This window comes from Janthinobacterium sp. 64, assembly GCF_002813325.1.
Lineage (GTDB): Bacteria > Pseudomonadota > Gammaproteobacteria > Burkholderiales > Burkholderiaceae_D > Janthinobacterium.
In genome coordinates this window covers 3,099,368-3,116,388 of record NZ_PHUG01000001.1, presented here as the reverse complement: position 1 = coordinate 3,116,388, position 17,021 = coordinate 3,099,368, and the positions used below count along the sequence as shown (strand labels likewise).

Here is a 17,021-nt window from a genome sequence, read left to right as displayed (position 1 = left end):
ACGATGCGCGCGCAGAGCGGATTTACCCTGATAGAACTGATGATCGTGGTGGCCATCGCCGGCATCCTGGCGGCCGTGGCCATTCCCCAGTATGGCGACTATACGATGCGAGCCAAGGTCAGCAACGTGCTGGCGGCGGCCGCACCGCTGAAGACAGCCGTGGCCCTGTGCGTGCAGGAAAATGGCGGACTGGCAGATGCCTGCAGCACGCCCACCGAGGCCGTGCCCAGCGCCATTCCCGTGTTCAGCCCGACGCGCGAAGTGGCTGGCGCCAAGGTCGACAAGGGCAATATCGAGCTGACCATGGCGGGCGACATCGGCAGCGGCATGGGCGGCCAGACGGTGAGCATGGAGTTGCAGCTCGGCACCAGCAGCCTGAGCTGGTTTAACAGCACCAGCGTGACGAATGCGGCGGCCAAGGAAGCCATTACCCGGAACAATATTCCCAAGGTGGTGGCGACGCAGTGAGCGGCGCCTGGCGCGCCCGAGTCAGACGATTTTTTGCCGGTCCGCGATCAGCGCTTCATAGGTGAGGTTTTGCAGCAAGGTGTAGTGGGTCGGTTCCAGGTCGATGAATTGCACGCCATACGTATAGATTTCGGCGACATCGGCCGCATGGCCATTCGACGGTTTGCCCACGCTGACGTTCTGGATGCGCGCGCGCGTATTGACGCGCATCTGATGCTTGTTCGGCTGCACCAGCAGGGTAAAGCTGAGCGCTACACCCTCGTCGTCGGGCGTGAGCATGCCGGGCGCCTCGATCAGCGCCCCCGAGACGCTGAGGTTGACGATGAACACGGGCACGGCCGCCACGTCGCGGTAGCTCAGCTGCGCCGGAATGTCCACTTTCACGCGCATGGCCGTGCGCAGGCTGGTGCCCTGGATGGCGTCGGGAAAGCTCAGGTGCACATAGTTGAGCGGGCGGCCAAAGATGCGCAGCACGCTGCAGGCAAACGAACACACGGTGACGCCGGAAAACACGCGGATGGTCAGCTTGTCGCCCTCGTTGAGCACGATGGCGGTGCCGTTTTCCATGGGGATTTTGACGATCAGATACTCATCTTTGACATAGCCGATCAGGGTCGAGAAATGCTGGATGGGTTTGATGGTGCGATGCGTGATGAACTGGATGCGGCCGCCCACCTGCAGATTCATCGTCTCGAATTCAAAGTCCTGGAGCTTGTTTTCCGCGGCGGGCTGCTTGCTAGTCATGCGATGCTCATCTGGATATGGACGACTCGCAGTATGCATGATTTCTTGATGAAAAAGCACTGATGTCAATGAAATTCATATTCGCATCGAAAAATGCCGGGTGCACGCGCCGGTGCGGGGCTCTGGCTTTACAATTGCGTCAATACTGACGAATGTAAATCTTATGCCACGCAGCTACTTTTGGACCATGTTGTTCCTGATCCTGCATCAAATCGACGCTGCCTATTGGAAAGAGTGGGAGATGTTCCATCTGCCGGGCGGCGTGCAGGGTTTCCTGGTGTTTAATCTGGCAGCGATTGCCGTGGTGCTGGTGGGCTATAAGCACGTGTTGCTGTCCACCGCGCGGGCACCTTTTTATGCGAGCTGCTGCGCGGCCCTGGGCGTGGCCACCTTCCTGATCCATACAGGCTTTGCGCTGGCAGGGCTGGAGCAATTCCACTTGCCCTTGTCCGTGGCCATCATCGCGCTGTGCCTGCTCAGTGCCGTCTGGCTGCTGCGCGACGTGCGCCGCGTCCAGATTCATCTTGCGCGCCAAACAAAATAGTTACACCTCGGCGTGCCAGTCGCCCGACTTGCCGCCATGCTTTTCCAGCACGCGCACATTCGTCATGACCATGCCCCGGTCGACGGCCTTGCACATGTCGTAGATCGTCAGCAAGCCGATCTGCACGGAAGTGAGTGCTTCCATTTCCACGCCCGTCTTGCCCGTCGTGTCGACCTGGGCGCGGCAGTGTACGCTGTTGGCCGCTGCATCGACTTCAAAATCGACGGTGACGCGCGTGAGGGCCAGCGGGTGGCACAGGGGAATCAGGTCGCTGGTGCGCTTGGCGCCCATGATGGCGGCGATGCGGGCGATGCCCAGCACGTCGCCTTTTTTTGCGTTGCCGGAAATGATCAATGCCAGGGTGGCGGGCTGCATGCGGATGGTGCCGGCGGCCACGGCGCTGCGGCGCGTGTCTTCCTTGCTGCCCACGTCGACCATATGGGCCTGGCCCGTGGCGTCGAAATGGGTCAGTTCCCCGGCGGGGGCTTGCTTGTCTGCTGTTGTCATGGCGTCAAAAATAGGTGAGGAGTGGGGCGCGGCACGCGTGGGAATGGGCGCCGCGAACAAGGTATGATAGCACCCGTGAATTCAAAAACTCCCCTTCCGACCATCCTTGCAAACGCCGCTGCGGCATGGCTGCGCCAGCCATGGCGTGCATCCGTGCTGGCCGCGCTGTGTTGCGCTGCCCCTTCTGCGCTGGCGCAAACCTATACGTCCGCGCCAGCGGCGCCGGCTGCCAGTACGCCGGCCAAGCCGGCCGCCAGCTGGACGCAACTGCCCGTGCCGCCGGCGCCGAACTTGCCGAACCTGGGCGATACGTCGCGTGAAGACCTGTCGCCGGCGATGGAGCGCAAGATCGGCGAGGAAATCATGCGCGGCATCCGCGGCGACCGCGATTACCTCGACGACGCGCCCCTGCTCGAATACCTGAACACCTTCGGCAACGCCCTCGTGGCGGCGCGCCCCAGCGTACGCGGCGAAACGAATTACGACTATTTCTTCTTTGCCGTACGCGATCCCCAGTTGAACGCGTTTGCCTTGCCGGGCGGCTTCATCGGCGTGCATTCGGCGCTGGTGCTGGCGGCGCAAACGGAGGCGGAACTGGCGTCCGTGCTGTCGCACGAGATCGGCCACGTGGCGCAGCGCCATATCGCGCGCATGCTGGGCCAGCAGCGCCAGGATGCCCTGATGCCGCTGGCGGCCATGCTGCTGGCGGCGCTGGCGTCGCGCGCGGGCGGCGACGTGGCGCTGGGCGTGTTTGCCGCCGGCCAGGGCCTGGCCATCCAGCGCCAGCTCAATTTTGGCCGCGATGCCGAACGCGAGGCCGACCGCATCGGTTTCCAGATCATGGGCGAAGCCGGTTTCGATACCACCGGCATGGTGGCCTTCTTCGGCCGCATGCAGGCGGCCAGCCGCTCGTACAGCGACCTGATGCCTGCCTATCTGCAGACCCACCCGCTGACGACGGAACGCATCGCCGACATCCAGGCGCGCATCCGCGAGCAGCCCTACAAGCAGCGTCCGGACAGCCTGAGTTTCCACCTGGCCCGCGCGCGTGCCCGCGTGCTGCAGGATGACAGCGTGCAAGGCCTGTTGAATGCCAAGGCCGTCTTCAAGACGCAGCTGGAACAGCAAAGCCGCTTCCAGGTGGTGGCCGCCCATTACGGCTTGTCCTTTGTCGCCGTCAAGCAGGGCAAGCCGCTTGATGCGCAAAAGGAACTCGATGCGGCCCATGCGGCACTGCACCAGCCGGCCGGGCCGAATGTGTTCACGTCGGGCGGCACGCAGGCGCCGAACTCGCTACTGGCGGCGATGGGGCTGGAAGTGCTGCTGATGCCGGCGCAGAAGAAGGAAGTGGCGCAGCAAGCCTTGAAGGCGGCCGATGCGGCGCGCCAGCAGTTTCCCCTGTCGCGCGGCATTGCACATCAGTATGCGGAAGCGCTGATGGCTGCCGGCAAGCTGGAGCAGGCTACCTTGTACCTGCGCGACCAGGTGCAGTTGTACAAGGAAGAGCCGGAACTGTACGATTTACTGGCGAAAGCCTATGCGGACCAGGGCAAGATGACTTTGCAGCACATGGCGCTGGCCGAATCCTACGTGCTGCAGGGCGCCACCATGGCCGCGCTGGACCAGCTGACGATCGCCCGCAAATCGACGGACGCGACTTTCTATGACCAGGCGGTGATCGATGCACGCGAACGCGAACTGCAGGAAAAGCGCCGCGAACAGATCAAGGACCAGAAGGGCTAGTCTTGATCGGCTTGCGGCACCGGCTGGAAGTCGAAGGTTTGCGGCACGGCATCGTAGCGCAGCGGCTGCACGGCAATGTGCTTGCCCGCGTGCAATAGGGTCAAGCTGCCCTGGTGCAATTCCAGCCAGTCCAGCAAGTCGTCGTCGCTGGCCACTTGGCCATCGACATGCAGCGCATCGAGCACCTGCGACAGGTCGCGGTCGTCGACCTGCGCCACGATATCGCCATGGCGCAAGATCAGCATGCCGTCGTCGCACCAATACACTTGCTCGATCTGTTCCAGCGGCGCGCCCGTCTGCAAGACAAAACCGTGCTGCGGGTCGCTGCGGGCGATGTACGGCGTCGCTTCCAGGTTCACATACACGCGCTGCGGGCCGTTCTGGAAAAACCAGCAACCGCGTTCGTCCTGGGCGTAATTGCGGTTGATAAAGTTCAACAGGGCCGCATGGACGATCTTGTCGCCGGGCAGTTGTTGCTGTTGCGCCTGCTGGTCGCGCATGCGCCAGTGGCCGCGCGCATCCAGGCCCAGCCAGCCGTAGCAGTGGGGTACGTTCGGCCATTTGGCCAGGGCCTGTTTGACGAGTTCATCCATGTGTAGCGTTTTCCATGTGAGTGGGCGCACCGCCAGCGTGCCAGCTTTGCGACACAGACGGCGCCATGTTGCCGTTTTCAAAAAAGGAGAGCAGCCGTTGCGGCAGCCAGCGTGTGCTTCCCGGCAACTTGCCGGCGGCAAAGCCGACGTGGCCGCCGTGGCGCGGATATTCGAGCGTGACCGTTGGCGCGGCGCTGCGTGGCAGGAAGCGTCCGGGCAGGAAAGGATCATTTTGCGCATTCAGTACCAGGGTCGGCACGGTGATGTCGTGCAAGACGTGCTTGGCGCTGGCGCGGTGCCAGTAATCGTCGGCGTCGCGGTAGCCGTGCAGCGGCGCCGTGACGACATTGTCGAAGGCGTGCAAGTCGCGCGCGGCCAGCATGGCGTCACGCGCAAACAGGCCGGGAAACTGTTCCAGCTTGGCCAGGCATTTCGGTTTCAAGGTGTTCAAAAACATGCGCGTGTAGAGCCGGTTGGCGCCCGAAGACAGGGCCTTGCCCCCTTGCGCCAGGTCCAGCGGGGCCGATACGGCCGCGGCCGCATCGATGAAATCGGCCTGGTGCTGCGACTGGCCCAGCCAGCACAGCAGGGCGTTGCCGCCCAGCGAGACGCCGGCCGCGTAAAATTTTCCGGTAGCGCGCGGGCGCAGCTGGCGCAGTACCCAGTCGACTTCCTGCGCGTCGCCCGAATGGTAAAAGCGCGGCGCCAGATTCGCTTCGCCCGAGCAGCCGCGAAAATGCGGCACGGCGCCCGACCAGCCGCGTGCGGCGACCTCGGCCATCAGCGCGCGCGCGTAATGGCTGTTCGACGAGCCTTCCAAGCCATGGAACAGCACCACGAAGGGCTGGCCCGGCTGGCCGTCGACCAGGTCGACGTCGACGAAGTCGCCATCGGGCGCTTGCCAGCGTTCGCGGCGGAAGGCCACGGCCGGCTTGGCGAGGCACACGGCCGGATAAATCGTTTGCGCGTGGCCGCCAGGCAGCCACAGCGGGGCGGTATAGGAAAGAGACAAAGCCATCAGTGCAGAATCTGCGCTCCCGCGGCATCGGCCGGCGCGCCGCCGGGGGCAACGGAGGCGTGGTGCAGCACGATGCGCCAGCCGCGCGGCGTTTTGACGTACACATTTGTCGCCAGCAGATGCGCCGGGCCGCCTTCTTCGGCGGTGATGCCTTCGATGACGGTGTGCACTGAACTCATCAGGTTGTGCGTTTCATGCAGCTGCGCTGGCACGATGTGCAGGCCGCCGGCCGTCAAAATGGTTTCCCACGAGGCGCGGATGGCGGCATGGCCGATCAGGCGCGCGCCGCCCGGGTGGATGCAGACGATTTCCTCGTCGTCGGCCCACAGCGCCATCAGCGCTTCGAGGTCGGCGCGGTGCAAGGCATCGTAGAACGCCGCTTCGACTTCGGCGGCGCTGCCATTGAGTTCTTTCAGACGTTTCATGACGACTCCGGGCTGATCGGTATAACTTGATGCAAATAAAAACGGCGCGCTGGGGGCGCGCCGCTGGGCAGTTTAATGATGGCCGGCGCTGGCGCCTTCCTTCAGGGTATACGCCGTGCCGCAGTAAGGGCACTTGGCGATACCGTCCTTGTTGAACTCCAGGAACACGCGCGGATGCGACGACCACAGCGGCATGGCCGGGTTAGGGCAGTGGGCTGGCAAGTCTTTACTGTCGAGTTCGACCGCTGGCTGGGTGGTTTTTGTCATCTTGTCATGCTCCGTGAGGCTGTATGGAAGGAAGTCGGCTGCTGCCAAAAGTACGATTTTAACGGATTCAGGCAGACAGCAAAAATCATGGCTAAAATGGCGGCTTGATCATCTGCGGCTGCGGCGCGGTTTTTGTGCGGAAAGATGGCAGCTGCAGCGCCACACTGACTGGATTTGCCTTGCCGGTATCACCGTTGCGTAGCCGTTCTCCGTGCACCATTGTTGTGCAGTTACCACACTCAGCCTGCCGGGGGGGCGCATGAACACCCGCGTGAACGCCGTCCCGGCCGCCAAGGATGACGCCCTGCTGAAAGACGCCTGGCGCGCCGGCCTGAACCTGGGCGCGCCCACCTTGCTGGGCATCGCCGCCTGGGGCATGGTGGTGGGGGTGGCCATGGTGAAAAGCGGCTTGACTGTCGCGCAGGCGGGGGCCATGACCCTGTTTGTCTTTGCCGGTTCGGCTCAGCTCGCGTCCTTGCCCCTGCTGGCCGCGCAGGCGCCCGTGTGGGTGATCTTCGCCACGGCCCTCGTCGTCAATTTGCGTTTTGTTATCTTTTCCGTGCTGCTGGCCCCGCATTTTTCCCATTTGCCGTGGCGCCAGCGCTTTGCGCTCGGCTATGTGGCCGGCGATATCACGGTGGGCCTGTTCCTGCAGCGCTACCCGCACGAAACGCCGGACCCGGCCAAGCTGCCTTTCCTGAAAGGCTTGATTTACCCCAACTGGCTGGCCTGGCAGATCGGGTCCTTCATCGGCATCGTGCTGGGCGCCGTCGTGCCGGCCGAATGGGGGCTGGGTTTTGCGGGCACCCTGGCGATCCTGTGCGTGACGGTGCCGCTGATCCTCAGCCGCGCCGCCCTGTGCGGCGTACTGGTGGCGGGTGTGGTGGCCGTGCTGGCCTTCAGCCTGCCGTACAAGCTGGGCTTGCTGGTGGCCGTCGTGGTGGGCATGGTCAGCGCCATGGCTGTGGAAGAATTGACCGAGAAATGGACAAAACGCCATGTTTGACGGCATCGACCTGGGCGGGAGCGACGTGTGGATCGCCATCGCCGTGCTGGTGGTGGCAACGGCCGCCACGCGCAGCACCTTCTGGCTGATCGGCCACCACATCACCATTCCGCGCCGCGTGGGCGAGATGCTGCGCTATGCGCCGGCCTGCGCGCTGGCCGCCATCATCGCGCCCGACCTGCTGATGGAGGGGCAGCAAGTGCATTTGGAATTATCTAATTTGAAATTGTTATCCGGTATTGCCGCCACGCTCTTTTTCGTGATTCGCCGCAATATGCTGCAAACCATCGTGTTTGGCATGCTGGTTTTCACGGGCTTGCGACTGTTGCACGTTTTTTAGTAAAGCAGGACAAATCGGGGATTTGCTCTGGTCATTGCGGTAAAATAGCGCACTTCCTTCCACTCGTCATCTGGATCGCCATGTCAGCTGTTCTCAACTTCATCCGTTTGCAAGATTTGATCGCCCAAAATGCACTGCAAGGCAAGCGCGTGTTTATCCGCGCCGACCTGAACGTCCCGCAAGATGACAGTGGCAAGATCACCGAAGATACGCGCATCCGCGCCTCGGTGCCGGCCATTCGCGCCGCCCTCGACGCTGGCGCTGCCGTCATGGTGACGTCGCACCTGGGCCGTCCGACGGAAGGCGAGTTCAAGCCGGCCGACAGCCTGGCGCCCGTGGCGGCACGCCTGTCCGAGCTGCTGGGCCAGGAAGTGGCACTGAAACAGAACTGGATCGATGGCGCCGGCCTGGAATCGCTGGCCGCCGGCCAGGTCGTCTTGCTGGAAAACGTGCGCGTGAACAAGGGCGAAAAGAAAAACAGCGATGAGCTGGCGCAAAAAATGGCCAAGCTGTGCGATATCTACGTCAATGACGCGTTCGGTACAGCCCACCGCGCCGAAGCGTCCACCCACGGCATCGCCAAGTTCGCGCCCGTCGCCTGCGCCGGCCCGCTGCTGGCCGCCGAACTCGATGCACTGGGGAAAGCTTTGCACGCCCCAGCCCGCCCACTGCTGGCCATCGTCGCCGGTTCGAAAGTATCGAGCAAGCTGACCATTTTGAAAGCCCTGTCCGACAAGGTCGATAATCTGATCGTCGGCGGCGGCATTGCCAACACCTTCATGAAAGCCGTCGGCTTGAACGTGGGCAAGTCGCTGGTGGAAGCGGAGCTCGTTGAAGAGGCGAAAGCCATCATCGAGATCATGGCCAAGCGCGGCGCGCAAGTGCCGATTCCCGTCGACGTCGTGTGCGCCAAGGAGTTTTCGCCCACGGCCGTTGCCACCGTCAAGGACGTGGCCGACGTGGCGGACGACGACATGATCCTCGATATCGGCCCGAAAACGGCGGCCCTGCTGGCGCAGCAAATCGCTGCGGCCGGCACCATCGTGTGGAACGGCCCGGTCGGCGTGTTCGAATTCGACCAGTTCGGCCACGGCACCAAGACCCTGGCGCTGGCCATTGCCGATTCGAAAGCGTTCTCGATCGCCGGTGGTGGCGACACTCTGGCGGCGATTGCCAAATACGACATTACCGATAAAATCAGCTATATCTCGACGGGCGGCGGGGCTTTCCTGGAATTCCTGGAAGGCAAGACTTTGCCAGCAGTTGAGATACTGATGCAACGCGCAGGCTGATCCAGCCTGACTGTCGTGCCACCAAGCGCAGCCTGATCGCTGCGCTTTTACCTTGCCGGATGCAGCATCGAGCCGGCCTTGCTCACCTTCGCTCGCGCACAAGGACTCCTATGCCACGCGGTACAAAAATCGTAGCAACAATCGGCCCCGCTTCTACCGACTTCGATATCCTGGTCAAAATGATACGCGCGGGCGTCGACGTGGTGCGCTTGAATTTTTCCCACGGCAAGGCGCAAGACCATATCGACCGCGCCGCGCTGGTGCGCCTGGCGGCAGCTGAATGTGGCCGCGAAGTGGCCATCATGGCCGACATGCAAGGGCCAAAGATTCGCGTCGGCAAGTTTGAAAACACGCGCATCCAGTTGGAAGCAGGCGAGCGCTTCATCCTCGACGCCAAGTGGGGCGAAAACGGCGAACTGGGCAACCAGGAAAGAGTCGGCCTCGACTACAAGGCCTTGCCGCGCGACTTGCACAAGGGCGACGTGCTGCTGCTGAACGATGGCCTGATCGTGCTGATCGTCGAACGCATCCACGGCAGCGAAATCCATACCACCGTCAAGATCGGCGGCGAGTTGTCGAACAACAAGGGCATCAACCGCCAAGGTGGCGGCCTGTCCGCGCCCGCGCTGACGGCCAAGGATATGGAAGACATCAAGACGGCCATGAGTTTCCAGGCCGATTATCTGGCTATTTCCTTCCCGAAATGCGCGACCGACATGGAAATGGCGCGCCAGCTGGCCAATATCGCCGGCGAACCGTATCACCACAAGCCGATGATGATCGCCAAGATCGAGCGGGCGGAAGCCATTCCTGCCCTGCAGGAAATCCTCGACGCGTCCGACGGCATCATGGTGGCGCGTGGCGACCTGGCCGTGGAAGTGGGCAATGCGGCCGTGCCGGCCTTGCAGAAGCGCATGATCAAGATGGCGCGCGCATCGAACAAGCTGGCGATCACGGCCACGCAGATGATGGAATCGATGATCGTCAACGCCGTGCCCACGCGCGCCGAAGTGTCCGACGTGGCCAATGCCGTGCTCGACGGCACGGACGCCGTCATGACGTCGGCCGAGACGGCCTCGGGCAAGTACCCGATCGAAACGGTGGAAATGATGGCCGCCATCTGCGTGGAAGCGGAACAGTCCGAATACAACAAGCTCGACGCCGATTTCCTCAACGTCACGTTTACCCGCATCGACCAGTCGATCGCCTACGGCGCCCTGTTTACTGCCCACCATTTGCGCGTCAAAGCCATCGTGGCGCTGACAGAATCCGGTTCCACCGCCTTGTGGATGAGCCGCCACAGTATCGACACGCCGATCTACGCGCTCACGCCCAGCGTGACGACTTTGCGCAAAGCGGCGCTGTACCGCAATGTTCGGGCGTATCATCTGATGCAGAACGCCCCCAGCGCGCAAGTGCTGAAGCAGGCGGAAGAGCTGCTGGTGGCGCAGGGCATTGTCAAGAAGGGCGACATGATCGTCGTCACCTGGGGCGAACCGATGGGCCAGGTGGGCGGAACCAACGCCTTGAAAATTGTGACAGTGGGTGAATTTGAATAAGACCCAAGAATTCAGGCGCCGCCGCGGTTATTGACCACCGCGAAGCGCCGCAACGGTTTCTATTGTTATCTGGAGTATTACCATGTCTCTCGTATCCATGCGTCAACTGCTGGACCATGCCGCCGAAAACGGTTATGGCATTCCTGCTTTCAACGTCAATAACCTGGAGCAAGTGCAAGCCATCATGGCCGCCGCCGATGCGCTGAACTCCCCGGTGATCATGCAAGCGTCCGCTGGCGCGCGCAAGTACGCCGGTGAAGCCTTCCTGCGCCACCTGATCGACGCGGCCGTCGAAGCGTATCCGCACATCCCCGTCGTCATGCACCAGGATCACGGCCAGTCGCCGGCCGTCTGCATGGCCGCCATCCGTTCGGGTTTTACTTCCGTGATGATGGACGGTTCGCTGGAAGCGGACGGCAAGTCGGTCGCTTCCTACGAATACAACGTGGAAGTGTCGCGTGAAGTGGTGAAATTCTCGCACGCCATCGGCGTGACCGTGGAAGCGGAACTGGGCGTGCTCGGTTCGCTGGAAACCATGAAGGGCGACAAGGAAGACGGCCACGGCGCCGACGGCACCATGACGCGCGAGCAACTGCTGACGGACGTGGCGCAAGCGGCCGACTTCGTGCAGCGCACCCAGTGCGACGCCCTGGCGATCGCCATCGGCACCTCGCACGGCGCCTACAAATTCACGCGCAAGCCGACGGGCGACATCCTGGCCATCGACCGCATCAAGGAAATCCACGCGCGCATCCCGAACACCCATCTGGTGATGCACGGTTCCTCGTCGGTACCGCAGGAATTGCTGGCCATCATCCGCGAATTCGGCGGTGACATGAAGGAAACCTACGGCGTGCCAGTCGAAGAAATCCAGGAAGGCATCCGTCACGGCGTGCGCAAGATCAACATCGACACCGACATCCGCCTGGCGATGACGGCCGCGATCCGCAAGTACCTGTTCGAGAACCCGTCGAAATTCGACCCGCGCGACTACCTGAAGCCAGCCCGTCTTGCTGCAGAGCAAATCGTGCGCGCCCGCATGCAGGCTTTCGGCTGCGAAGGCCAGGCGTCGAAAATCAAGGTCATCACGATGGAAAAAATGGCCGAGCGCTACAAGGCCGGCGAGCTGTCGCAAATTGTGAAGTAAAATTCTGTCTGGAACGGGCCGGAAGCTGCATCTCCGTGCCCGATTTTCTCGACCGGCGGGCGCCTTCCCTGCCTGCCGGTTTCGTTTCATCCAACTATTCCCCCCGCTATGAACAGCCTCTATCAGACTTCCATCCACTCCCTGCCATTGCTGGGCCACGGCAAGGTCCGCGACAATTACGCCGTCGGCGACGACAAGATCCTGATCGTCACCACGGACCGCCTGTCGGCCTTCGATGTCGTCATGAACGAGCCTATCCCCGGCAAGGGCAAGGTCCTCAACCAGATGAGCGACTTCTGGTTCGAGAAACTGGGTCATATCGTGCCGAACCACCTGACCGGCGTGGCGCCGGAATCGGTGGTGGCGCCCGAGGAAGTGGAGCAAGTCAAGGGCCGCGCCGTCGTGGCCAAGCGCTTGAAACCCATCATGGTCGAGGCAGTCGTGCGCGGCTACATCATTGGTTCGGGCTGGAAAGATTACCAGGATACGGGCAGCATCTGCGGCATCAAGCTGCCAGCGGGCCTGCAACAGGCGGAAAAATTGCCGGAGCCAATCTTCACCCCGGCAGCCAAGGCCGAGCTGGGCGAGCATGACGAAAACATCAGCTTTGCTGAAATGGAAGAGCGCATCGGTGCCGACCTGGCCGCCAAGATGCGCGACGTGGCCATTCAACTGTACAAGACGGCCGCCGAATACGCCGCCACGCGCGGCATCATCATCGCCGACACCAAGTTCGAATTCGGCCTGGACGACAATGGCGTCATGCACCTGATGGATGAAGTGCTGACGGCCGATTCGTCGCGCTTCTGGCCCGCCGATTCCTATCAGCCTGGCATCTCGCCGCCGTCGTTCGACAAGCAATTCGTGCGCGACTACCTGGAAACCCTGACCTGGGGCAAGACCGCACCGGCGCCTGCGCTGCCGGCCGACGTCATCGAAAAAACCCAGGCCAAGTACTTCGAAGCCATCGAACGCCTGACGGGCGAGAAGCTGAAGGCCTGAGATGACTGAGCAGAATAAGCCGCTGGTCGGCGTCATCATGGGCTCGTCCTCGGACTGGGACGTGATGCAGAACGCGGTTGCCATGCTGAAACAGTTTGGCGTGCCGTACGAAGCGCAAGTCATTTCCGCGCACCGCATGCCCGACGAGATGTATGCCTACGCAAAAAGCGCGCGCGCGCGCGGCTTGCGCGCCATCATCGCCGGCGCCGGCGGCGCGGCCCACCTGCCTGGCATGGTGGCGGCGATGACCATCGTGCCCGTGCTGGGCGTGCCCGTGCCATCGAAATACTTGCGCGGCGAAGATTCCATGCTGTCCATCCTGCAAATGCCCAAGGGCGTGCCGGTAGCCACCTTCGCCATCGGCGAAGCGGGTGCGGCGAATGCGGCGCTGACGGCGGTGGCCATGCTTGCCGCCAACGACGACGCCCTGGCCGACCGCCTGGAAGCGTTCCGCGCCACGCAAACGGCCGCCGCCAAGGCCATGGTCTTGCCTGATTAATGTGTTTGAAAAATAATGAATAGTAAATCGACTTCCCCATTGCTGCCTGCCGCCAACCCACCGGCGTGGCTGGGCGTGATGGGCGGCGGCCAGCTCGGCCGCATGTTTGCCCAGGCCGCCCAGAGCATGGGCTACCAGGTTGCAGTTCTTGAACCTGTGCTGGAACCGGCCGCCACTTGCCCTGCGGGGCAGGTGGCGCAGCGCCTCATCAATGCCGGCTACAGCGATGCAGCAGGACTCGACGCGCTGGCGGCGCAATGCCTGGCCGTCACCACCGAATTTGAGAACGTGCCGGCCGACAGCCTGTCGCGCCTGGCCGAACGCGTGTTCGTGGCGCCGAACGCCCATGGCGTATCGGTGGCGCAAGACCGCATCGCGGAAAAGCGTTTCTTTGTCGACTGCGCCTCGAAATCGGGTGTGCTGCCGGCGCCGCACATGGTCATCGCCACGCAGCTTGACATCGACGCTATCGCCGACGACTTGCTGCCGGGTATTTTGAAAACCGTGCGCATGGGTTATGACGGCAAGGGCCAGTTCCGCGTGCGCACGCGTGAAGACGTGCGTGCCGCGTTCGCGGAAATGGGCGAAGTAACTTGCCTGCTGGAAAAGATGCTGCCGCTGGCGTATGAAGTGTCGGTGCTGACGGCGCGCGGCGTGGATGGCGAATCGGTCGTGTATCCGATCGCCGAAAACGTGCACCGTGACGGCGTGCTGTTTACCACCACCGTGCCGGGCCCGAACGTGTCGGACGACTGCGCCGCCAGGGCGCAGCGCGCGGCGCAAGCGATGGTGGCCGAACTCGGTTACGTCGGCGTGCTGTGCATCGAATTTTTTGTGCTGGAAGATGGCAGCCTGGTGGTCAATGAAATGGCGCCGCGTCCGCACAACAGCGGCCACTACACGATGGATGCCTGCGTCACCAGCCAGTTCGCGCAGCAGGTGCGGGCCATGGCGCGCTTGCCGCTGGGCGACGTGCGCCAGCATTCGCCGGCCGTGATGCTCAACATCCTCGGCGACGCCTGGTTTGCCGGCGACAGCGATGTTGCCAGCGAACCGGCGTGGGACCAGGTGCTGGCGCTGCCGGGCGCCTGCCTGCATTTGTATGGCAAGGACGATCCGCGCCGTGGCCGCAAGATGGGTCATTTGACCTTCATCGCGGCCAGCTTGCCAGAGGCGCAGCAGCGCCTGCGCGATGCTTGCCTGATTTTGGGAATCGCGCCGTGAGCGTGCCTGCACACGACCTGGCAGCGGCCGCCGCCGTGCTGGAAGCGGGCGGCCTCGTCGCCTTCCCAACGGAAACCGTGTACGGCCTGGGCGCCGATGCGGAAAACCCGGCCGCCGTGGCACGCATCTACGAAGCGAAGGGCCGTCCCTCGGACCATCCCGTGATCGTGCACGTGGCACCCGGCGCCGATCTGGCGCACTGGTCCGACGACATCCCCGTCGAGGCGCAGCAGCTGGTGGCCGCCTTCTGGCCCGGCCCGCTGACCCTGATCGTCAGGCGCGCCGCGCATATTCCCGACGCCGTTTCCGGCGGCCAGGACACGGTGGGTCTGCGCTGCCCGTCGCACCCGGTGGCTATCGCCTTGCTACGCACTTTTAAGGATGGCAAGGGCGGCCTGGCGGCGCCGTCGGCGAACAAATTCGGCAACGTCAGCCCCACCACGGCGCAGCACGTGCGCGATGAATTCGCGGCGGAACTGGGCAGCGGCTTGCTGGGCCAGATCCTCGATGGCGGCCAGAGCGAGGTCGGCATCGAGTCGACCATCGTCGACCTGTCGCGCCTGGCCACGCACGGTCCCGTGCTCTTGCGTCCCGGCCATATCAGCAGCGAGCAGATCGCCGCCGTCATCGGCCGCGCACCGGCTGTGGCGGATGCTGCCGCGCCGCGCGCCTCGGGTACGCTGGAATCGCATTACGCGCCACATACGCCTGTTGCGATGCAGCACAGCGACGACGTGCGCGCCACCTTGAACCGCCTGCTCAACGACGGGCGCCGCGTGGCCCTGATCCATTACTCGGATCTGCCGCCAGCCAGCGCCAGCGTGCGCCTGGCAGCGAGCCCGGAAAATTACGCACATGCGCTGTATGCCTCGCTGCGCACGATGGACCAGGTCGGCGCCGAGCTGATACTCGTCGAAGCACCGCCCACCGGCCCCGCATGGCTGGGCGTGAATGACCGTTTGCGCCGCGCCGCATTCGGCTCAAGTGGTATCTTGCAGCAGTTTCTATCCGCATAATAAAAAGCCCCGCAAGGGGCTTTTTCTTGATGCAGCGCAATAGCGATGCTTGCCACGAAACATACTAAATCCTCCATAATTCAGCAGATCGCCTGCTCGTGACAGGGCGCTGTCGGTGTTGTTATTTCGTTGATTTTTAAACATATTTTCTATATACAAGCCCAAAAAACGATGGCATATTAGTTGGGTAGCGAATAGCACGCCCGTTCGTTTAGAAACCAGAAAAAAGACCGAGGAGACAAAATGCATCAAACAAAATTCGCGCTGGCCGTGCTGGCTGCGGCTGTCCTGGCAGGTTGCGGCGGCGCCAGTGGCGGTGATCAAACCTTGAAAGTCAAATACACGGCGCAGGTGTCGTTCGGCGACAGCCTGTCCGATGTCGGTTCGTATGCGGTCGCCGGCGTGGCTGCCTCCGGTGGCGGTAAATTCACCATCAATGGCGACAATACCAAGATCAATCCTGAACTGACGGGCAAGAACTGGACCGAGCACCTGGCCGCGCAATTCGGCTTGCCGGCGCCATGCGCTGCTGAAACGGGCCTGGAAGGTAGCATACCAACCCTGCAGGCCCCGCGCGTCAAGCATGCGGGCTGCTTTGGCTACGCCATGGGCGGTTCGCGCGTCACTAACCCCGTCGGTCCGAACAACAAGGCGACGAAAAGTGTGCTGGGCGCCCTGACCGTGCCCGTGGTGACGCAGATCGCGAACCACCTGGCCATTTCCGGTGGCAAGTTCAGCGGCACGGAAGTCGTTTTCGTGATGGCCGGCGGTAACGATGTGCTGTTCCTGCTGGGTCAATTGCAAGCGGGCGCGACTGCCGCAGGCGGGGCTGCCGGCGCGACAGCAGGCGCCCAAGCCTTTGTCACCAACCTGGCCACGGCACTGGCCGTTGGAACTGCAGATCCTGTTGCGACGGCACAGGCGGTCGCTGCGGCGATTGTGGCTGAAAATGCACGTGTTGGTCATACGGATGCGTCCGTGGTGACTGCTGCTGCCACTGCCGCTTACATGAAAGGTAATCTGAATGCGCCTACGCTGGCGGCCGCCGCCGCCGCCAAGGCCAAGGCTGACGCGACGGTGACGGGCAATGCCGCCGGCGCCAAGGCCGGTGCCGAATACGCTGCGGCCCAGGTGCCGTTGCTGGTTGCCGAGATGAAAAAAGCTGGTATCGAACTGGTGGCGCAAGTCAAGGACCAGATCATTGCCAAGGGCGCCAACAATGTGGTGGTCAACAACCTGCCGGACGTGGCCGGTACACCATCGGGCCTGAGCAAGGATGCCAATACCAAGGCGCTCATCAATGCCATGGTCAGCGCCTTCAACAGCGAGCTGAGCGCCGGCCTGGGCGGCAATGCGAAAGTCTTGCTGGTCGACGTGTTTAAAGTCAGCAATGACCAGGGCGCCAACCCTGGCCCGTATGGCTTGACCAACGTCACGGAAACGGCGTGCGACCTGTCGTCAGCGAAGAATTTCCTGGGCAGCTCGCTGGTGTGCAATGGCACGAACCTGAAAGCGGGCGACGTCAGCCACTACTCGTATGCCGACGATGTGCATCCTACGCCGTTCAACAACCTGCTGCTGGCCCGTTATGTGGCCAAGGACATGGTCGTGCGGGGCTGGCTGTAAG

General features: G+C 62.8%; 19 protein-coding genes. 13 read left to right on the top strand and 6 right to left on the bottom strand.

Annotated features, from left to right (window positions below):
• Window positions 1-3: 3 nt before the first annotated feature.
• Complete coding sequence (locus CLU91_RS13745; RefSeq protein ID WP_100874614.1) at window positions 4-468, top strand: pilin; 465 nt, start codon at window positions 4-6, stop codon at window positions 466-468.
• A gap of 21 nt (window positions 469-489) precedes the next feature.
• Here CLU91_RS13745 and CLU91_RS13740 read toward each other — a convergent pair whose 3' ends face one another.
• The gene (locus CLU91_RS13740) at window positions 490-1,212 is read right to left on the bottom strand and encodes a flagellar brake protein (protein WP_100874613.1); all 723 of its coding nucleotides are present in this window, start codon (window positions 1,210-1,212) and stop codon (window positions 490-492) included.
• A 163-nt stretch (window positions 1,213-1,375) separates the two neighbouring features.
• Between CLU91_RS13740 and CLU91_RS13735 the strand changes: the two genes are divergently transcribed.
• Window positions 1,376-1,756 (top strand): DUF6713 family protein, encoded by a 381-nt coding sequence (locus tag CLU91_RS13735; RefSeq protein WP_100874612.1) that lies wholly within the window; start codon window positions 1,376-1,378, stop codon window positions 1,754-1,756.
• On the opposite strand, the gene moaC is transcribed toward CLU91_RS13735, so the two are convergent.
• Window positions 1,757-2,263 (bottom strand): cyclic pyranopterin monophosphate synthase MoaC, encoded by a 507-nt coding sequence (gene moaC, locus CLU91_RS13730; RefSeq protein WP_100874611.1) that lies wholly within the window; start codon window positions 2,261-2,263, stop codon window positions 1,757-1,759. It lies immediately after the preceding gene.
• Window positions 2,264-2,416: 153 nt separating this feature from the next.
• On the opposite strand from moaC, the gene CLU91_RS13725 reads away from it, so the two are divergent.
• Window positions 2,417-4,006 carry a M48 family metalloprotease gene (locus CLU91_RS13725; RefSeq protein ID WP_100874610.1) on the top strand — a complete coding sequence of 530 codons (1,590 nt, stop codon included), beginning with the start codon at window positions 2,417-2,419 and terminating at the stop codon, window positions 4,004-4,006.
• Here the strand turns inward: CLU91_RS13725 and CLU91_RS13720 are convergent.
• From CLU91_RS13720 to CLU91_RS13705, 4 genes are all read right to left on the bottom strand, one after another.
• Entirely contained in the window at window positions 4,003-4,599 is a 597-nt protein-coding gene (locus CLU91_RS13720; protein ID WP_100874609.1) for a DUF2946 family protein, read from the bottom strand. The two genes, CLU91_RS13725 and CLU91_RS13720, sit on opposite strands and share 4 nt — an antisense overlap.
• Window positions 4,592-5,617 (bottom strand): YheT family hydrolase, encoded by a 1,026-nt coding sequence (locus CLU91_RS13715; RefSeq protein WP_100874608.1) that lies wholly within the window; start codon window positions 5,615-5,617, stop codon window positions 4,592-4,594. The genes CLU91_RS13720 and CLU91_RS13715 overlap by 8 nt, the downstream gene beginning before the upstream one ends.
• The gene (locus CLU91_RS13710) at window positions 5,617-6,042 is read right to left on the bottom strand and encodes a YybH family protein (protein ID WP_100874607.1); all 426 of its coding nucleotides are present in this window, start codon (window positions 6,040-6,042) and stop codon (window positions 5,617-5,619) included. The genes CLU91_RS13715 and CLU91_RS13710 overlap by 1 nt, the downstream gene beginning before the upstream one ends.
• 72 nt (window positions 6,043-6,114) lie before the next feature.
• Complete coding sequence (locus tag CLU91_RS13705) at window positions 6,115-6,309, bottom strand: zinc-finger domain-containing protein (RefSeq protein WP_034780619.1); 195 nt, start codon at window positions 6,307-6,309, stop codon at window positions 6,115-6,117.
• 259 nt (window positions 6,310-6,568) lie between these two features.
• On the opposite strand from CLU91_RS13705, the gene CLU91_RS13700 reads away from it, so the two are divergent.
• From CLU91_RS13700 to CLU91_RS13655, 10 genes are all read left to right on the top strand, one after another.
• Window positions 6,569-7,315: an AzlC family ABC transporter permease gene (locus tag CLU91_RS13700; protein ID WP_100874606.1), complete on the top strand. Its 747-nt coding sequence runs from the start codon at window positions 6,569-6,571 to the stop codon at window positions 7,313-7,315.
• Window positions 7,308-7,655: an AzlD domain-containing protein gene (locus CLU91_RS13695; protein ID WP_099401736.1), complete on the top strand. Its 348-nt coding sequence runs from the start codon at window positions 7,308-7,310 to the stop codon at window positions 7,653-7,655. The genes CLU91_RS13700 and CLU91_RS13695 overlap by 8 nt, the downstream gene beginning before the upstream one ends.
• An 80-nt stretch (window positions 7,656-7,735) precedes the next feature.
• Window positions 7,736-8,947, top strand: coding sequence for a phosphoglycerate kinase (locus CLU91_RS13690; RefSeq protein ID WP_100874605.1), 1,212 nt, complete (start codon window positions 7,736-7,738; stop codon window positions 8,945-8,947).
• A 110-nt stretch (window positions 8,948-9,057) separates the two neighbouring features.
• A complete protein-coding gene (gene pyk / locus CLU91_RS13685; protein WP_070220360.1) occupies window positions 9,058-10,506 on the top strand; it encodes a pyruvate kinase in 1,449 nt (482 codons plus the stop codon).
• A gap of 82 nt (window positions 10,507-10,588) precedes the next feature.
• On the top strand, window positions 10,589-11,653 hold the full coding sequence (gene fba / locus CLU91_RS13680; RefSeq protein ID WP_071075342.1) for a class II fructose-bisphosphate aldolase: 1,065 nt from the start codon (window positions 10,589-10,591) through the stop codon (window positions 11,651-11,653).
• Between the two features lie 108 nt (window positions 11,654-11,761).
• Window positions 11,762-12,655 (top strand): phosphoribosylaminoimidazolesuccinocarboxamide synthase, encoded by an 894-nt coding sequence (locus CLU91_RS13675; RefSeq protein WP_100874604.1) that lies wholly within the window; start codon window positions 11,762-11,764, stop codon window positions 12,653-12,655.
• Window position 12,656: 1 nt separating this feature from the next.
• Window positions 12,657-13,154 (top strand): 5-(carboxyamino)imidazole ribonucleotide mutase, encoded by a 498-nt coding sequence (gene purE / locus CLU91_RS13670; RefSeq protein ID WP_100874603.1) that lies wholly within the window; start codon window positions 12,657-12,659, stop codon window positions 13,152-13,154.
• Window positions 13,155-13,169: 15 nt separating this feature from the next.
• Window positions 13,170-14,378 (top strand): 5-(carboxyamino)imidazole ribonucleotide synthase, encoded by a 1,209-nt coding sequence (locus CLU91_RS13665; RefSeq protein WP_100874602.1) that lies wholly within the window; start codon window positions 13,170-13,172, stop codon window positions 14,376-14,378.
• Window positions 14,375-15,394 carry an L-threonylcarbamoyladenylate synthase gene (locus CLU91_RS13660; RefSeq protein WP_100874601.1) on the top strand — a complete coding sequence of 340 codons (1,020 nt, stop codon included), beginning with the start codon at window positions 14,375-14,377 and terminating at the stop codon, window positions 15,392-15,394. Before CLU91_RS13665 ends, CLU91_RS13660 begins: the two co-directional genes overlap by 4 nt.
• Before the next feature lie 243 nt (window positions 15,395-15,637).
• Window positions 15,638-17,020, top strand: a complete 1,383-nt coding sequence (locus CLU91_RS13655; protein WP_100874600.1) for an SGNH/GDSL hydrolase family protein — start codon at window positions 15,638-15,640, stop codon at window positions 17,018-17,020.
• The last annotated feature ends 1 nt before the right edge of the window (window position 17,021 follow it).